The 3872-nt window shown below is 41.3% G+C and carries 2 protein-coding genes; both read left to right on the forward strand.

All coding sequences use genetic code 11. From position 1 onward, the window contains the following. Positions 1-863: 863 nt before the first annotated feature. Positions 864-1082, forward strand: coding sequence for a cold-shock protein (locus R7M72_RS24070; RefSeq protein ID WP_046820894.1), 219 nt, complete (start codon positions 864-866; stop codon positions 1080-1082). A 1233-nt stretch (positions 1083-2315) separates the two neighbouring features. After that, the gene (locus R7M72_RS24075) at positions 2316-3071 is read left to right on the forward strand and encodes a putative adhesin (RefSeq protein WP_318056351.1); all 756 of its coding nucleotides are present in this window, start codon (positions 2316-2318) and stop codon (positions 3069-3071) included. Positions 3072-3872: the final 801 nt, after the last annotated feature.

Consider the following 3872-nt stretch of genomic DNA (forward strand, 5'->3'; position numbering starts at 1 on the left):
CCGCCCTGTTGTAGCTGCTAGACGGGGACAAGCGGAAAAGGAATAACTGATTAGTGTTGTGTGACTCGGACGGGGGGCGAAAGCCTTTACACACAGCGCAGGGCAGCCCCGAAATAAGGGGAGAAATCCTTAGTTCAGAAAGCGACCAAAGATAGTATCCAAATCACTCAAAGTTGAGTCGAAATGGGTAGGGGTCGGCGCAGCCGAAATAAGCAAAATTGCGGCGCGTAGCTGCTCCAACGCCGTTACACTGCTCTTATACAGCAAGGCCTCCTACAGTACCAATTAATAGCGTAAGGCTTGGCTATGGCGTGTTAAACAGGTGGTGTTTGTGTTTTCAAATATTCACTTTTGACTAGTTTGTGATGGACTGCAGTCCTGATGGTTACGTAGCTTTTCCGATGTAAATCCCCCTAAAAAGTGTCACAAACTTTCACATGGTTTTTAGGGTAGTTCTGCTTGTTTGATATGGAAAGAAACGCATCTCGCGCGTTTTAGAGCGCCTGAGGGATGTTTTTGTCAGTAAAACTATCGATTTAACATATGATCGATAATGCGAAATGAAAATTACTTTTTGATGAGTCGATGACGACTTCATTTGCTATAGAATTTGAACAAGCAATTTTGTGACCTTTGTCAAAAAAAAACTTGACATCGTAGGCAACTTGAGTAATACTGGATTCGCTCTGCTGTTCAGAGTTATTAAATGTAAAGTTTCATATTAAGCAAAACCTCTCCTTGTTGTACCTCTCCACGTTGCAATACCTAGAATGACCCTTAGTTGTACCTAATCATTAAATAATTCAATGTCTTAGCGCATCGCATTTTGCGATATAATTAATTTAATTCTATAAGGGACAACAATGTCTAACTCAAATAAAGCAACTGGTTCAGTTAAATGGTTCAACGAATCGAAAGGTTTTGGTTTTCTTTCTCAAAGTGATGGTGGTGACGATGTTTTTGTTCACTTTAATGCCATTGTATCTGATGGATTTAAAACTTTGATTGAAGGTCAACAGGTTACATTTAATGTTGAGAGAGGCCAGAAAGGCCTACAAGCGGCTAATGTTTGCCTTGCTTAAAAACGAATCTAAAAAAAGCCCTAGCTATTAGCTAGGGCTTTTTTTAGTTCAAATAATTGCTCTTTCGAAGATGATCGATATTGAGATCAAATGCTTTTAGCATTAGACTCTTTCTCCAGATGTGAAAAAACCGACCCAGCAAGGTCGGTTTTTTGGGAATACTTACTGGTTTGACGGCCTGTGTAAGTCCTTTCATGATAGCTCATATCGTCTAAGCACTTCAAGTATTCCCGCGGCCTATTTGGAATCAAGATGTTTTGGATAGGCGAATACATCCCGTTGGCGATCAAGGACAACCTGAGCCAACCAGCGAACGAACCAGTCCCGAAATGACGAAATAAGTCACGATGCTACAGCTGCCAGGCATCGAGTAAGGCCAAATGATAATACGGTCTGGTGTCTCCCACTGAGGTGGACGTTCTGAGAATCTGCAAATGAACTCAGAGCGCTAAAGGGAGAGCGTAGGGCAGCCCGAAAGGGAGAGACAACCCCCAGGAATGCGTGAAATGAACCCCGATACTTCAACCTATTCAATGGGTTACGAGGTAGGGGTTCGGCGTAGCCGAAAGGGCTGATTTGGTGAGCCTTGGTGACGTCCTTATTTTCTTCTCTTTTCATCAAAGCAAAATATCTTATTGAGCGCTCCGCGCATTGTTGTTGCTTTCTCGATCTTACTAGCGGCTGTGTGTAAAGGATTGGGCAGTTTGTCCTGTAGCTTCCCAACATCTTCGTGCACACGAAAAAAGTTTTTTAGGGCAGGATTCGCAAAGTGCTAGCAAAAGGTACTTCATTCTCTGTCTCACGACATTGGTGAGCGAACGGGCAATTTCACACCCTACGCAGTATCCAGCTAGTGCTCTATGCCTAGTTCTCATCAGGTGTTGCGTCGGATACTGCATTATTTTGTATTGGTGACAGTGAGTGTGGAAACCAAGGTATTGTAGGGTTCTACCTGGATACACCTTTATATTTCTGGCCCAGAACTGACGCATTGCGTTTGTCACCCATTAAACAGAACACCAGCTCTCGTTTGCGCTTTGCCTAATGGGTGACATTAGGTGTTACGGTGTTGTTTTTGGCTCCGTTCTTTTGATGGTTTTTCCGTACATAACTTTCACCATTTAACATATGACTTATATTACGAATCTATCCCATTTGGGTTGGATTTCAGAAAAATTCATTAGCTATAGACCCTTGCTGATGTGGATGATGCGATTTTTAGGAGACAAACTTATGCCTATAAGTCATGTGTTACAGCATGTTTTAAATAAAACTACAGTTGCATCTTCATCAACTACTCATGGGGAAGCTAGAGATTTTAGTAATTCGATTAAAAGCATTCGGAATGTGTCGAGCAGTGATACACCAAGGGTATTTAAGCATGATGGTATTGCTATAAGTCGCACTGGAAGTGCACAGCAATTGGTTATTATGACTCATGGTGGGTGGAAGGAACTTGAAAGATCAGCCACATTGTTTCGTCGGCAGGTTGGCGACGGGTGTACTAGTGTGCCTCAGGGGATGCGAGTGGATTTTTATACAGAAGATAAAAATTTCACCAAGGGGGCAAGTGTTCTTTCGGAAGTGAGTAAGCGGCCAAAGGATGCACTAAATGGATTGGAGTTTGAGTCTGGTTTAACTAAGGATGATTTAGATATGCTGGCTAAGACTCGCAATAAATCTACCGATGCAATTTTGGAGGAAATGAGGAGCTTTGCTATATATAGAAAAGACAAAGTTTCCGAAGGTTGTTTAGTTAAAGATTATGCCTTATACCATCATGAGAGCACGGATTCTTTGTTAAAAGAGCATCAAAGTCATCCAGTAAGTGAAGATGTTGATATCGCGTTTGTGATAGACAAAAAGCATAAGAAACATCTATCCGATATCTTTAAAGCAATCAAACTATCTGGAATAGAATATAAGGTTATTCATTTTGGTGCGTGTAGGGTTGAACGAAATGGTTCAGCAGTGCCTAATTTTGAATAGACTTTATGTAGGCTTGAACTTTTGAGTTTTGATTAGTTGTGGATGAAGAAAAAGCTACAGCCATCTAAGCTTATCGAGGAGCATGATAACTGTAGCTTTTATCTTAAAATTAAATCGCTATTTCATTTCAAGGAAACGAAATAGAGCAGATAGCTTACTCCAGTAGAGATTTTGATTTTTCGGCGACTTCATGTTGCCTAATGCTATATATTTCAATGAGTTACCCTTCTGGTTTGAATGGTTCTGGAATAGAAATTGGAGCCGGAGATGAAATCGTAATGCACGGTCGGGCTGCACTCATAGTGTTACCTCAAATGTGATTTTTATGTCAGCTTTTACTTAGGTAAAAGCTCCATTTGGCTTGTTGTTAAGAGAATTAAAATCACTAGAATGCATCACTTGGTTTCATGCTGAATCCATTCCATATGAAACATAGCTCGTTTTAGATGTTGCTAAAGAAGAACTGGATATTGCGATCTTTTAGATTTAGACGTAACCTTTTGTCCAGATGTGAAAAAACCGACTTTGGAGAGTCGGCTTTTTTCGGAATACTTACGAGTTTGGTAGCTCCGGTAAGTCCTTTCATGATAGCCCATATCGTTTAAGCACTTCAAGTATTCCTGCACTCTGTTTGGATCAAGATGTTTTGGACAGAACGACGCGCATCAGCCACCGACCAAGGGAAGTCCGATAGGTGGCAGGTAAAGGCACTAATCAAAACTTGCGAAAGCACAATAAAACCGCCTTGTTGTAGCTGCTAGACGGGGATTAGCGGAAAAGGAACAACTGAGTAGTGTTGTG

Origin of the sequence: Vibrio sp. YT-18, from assembly GCF_033337345.1 — a bacterium.
Classification (GTDB): domain Bacteria; phylum Pseudomonadota; class Gammaproteobacteria; order Enterobacterales; family Vibrionaceae; genus Vibrio; species Vibrio alginolyticus.

What these genes read in the sequence shown, in the direction of transcription:
- R7M72_RS24070 (WP_046820894.1), top strand. Translation starts at nt 864, where the DNA reads ATGTCTAACTCAAATAAAGCAACTGGTTCAGTTAAATGGTTCAACGAA.
- R7M72_RS24075 (WP_318056351.1), top strand. Translation starts at nt 2,316, where the DNA reads ATGCCTATAAGTCATGTGTTACAGCATGTTTTAAATAAAACTACAGTT.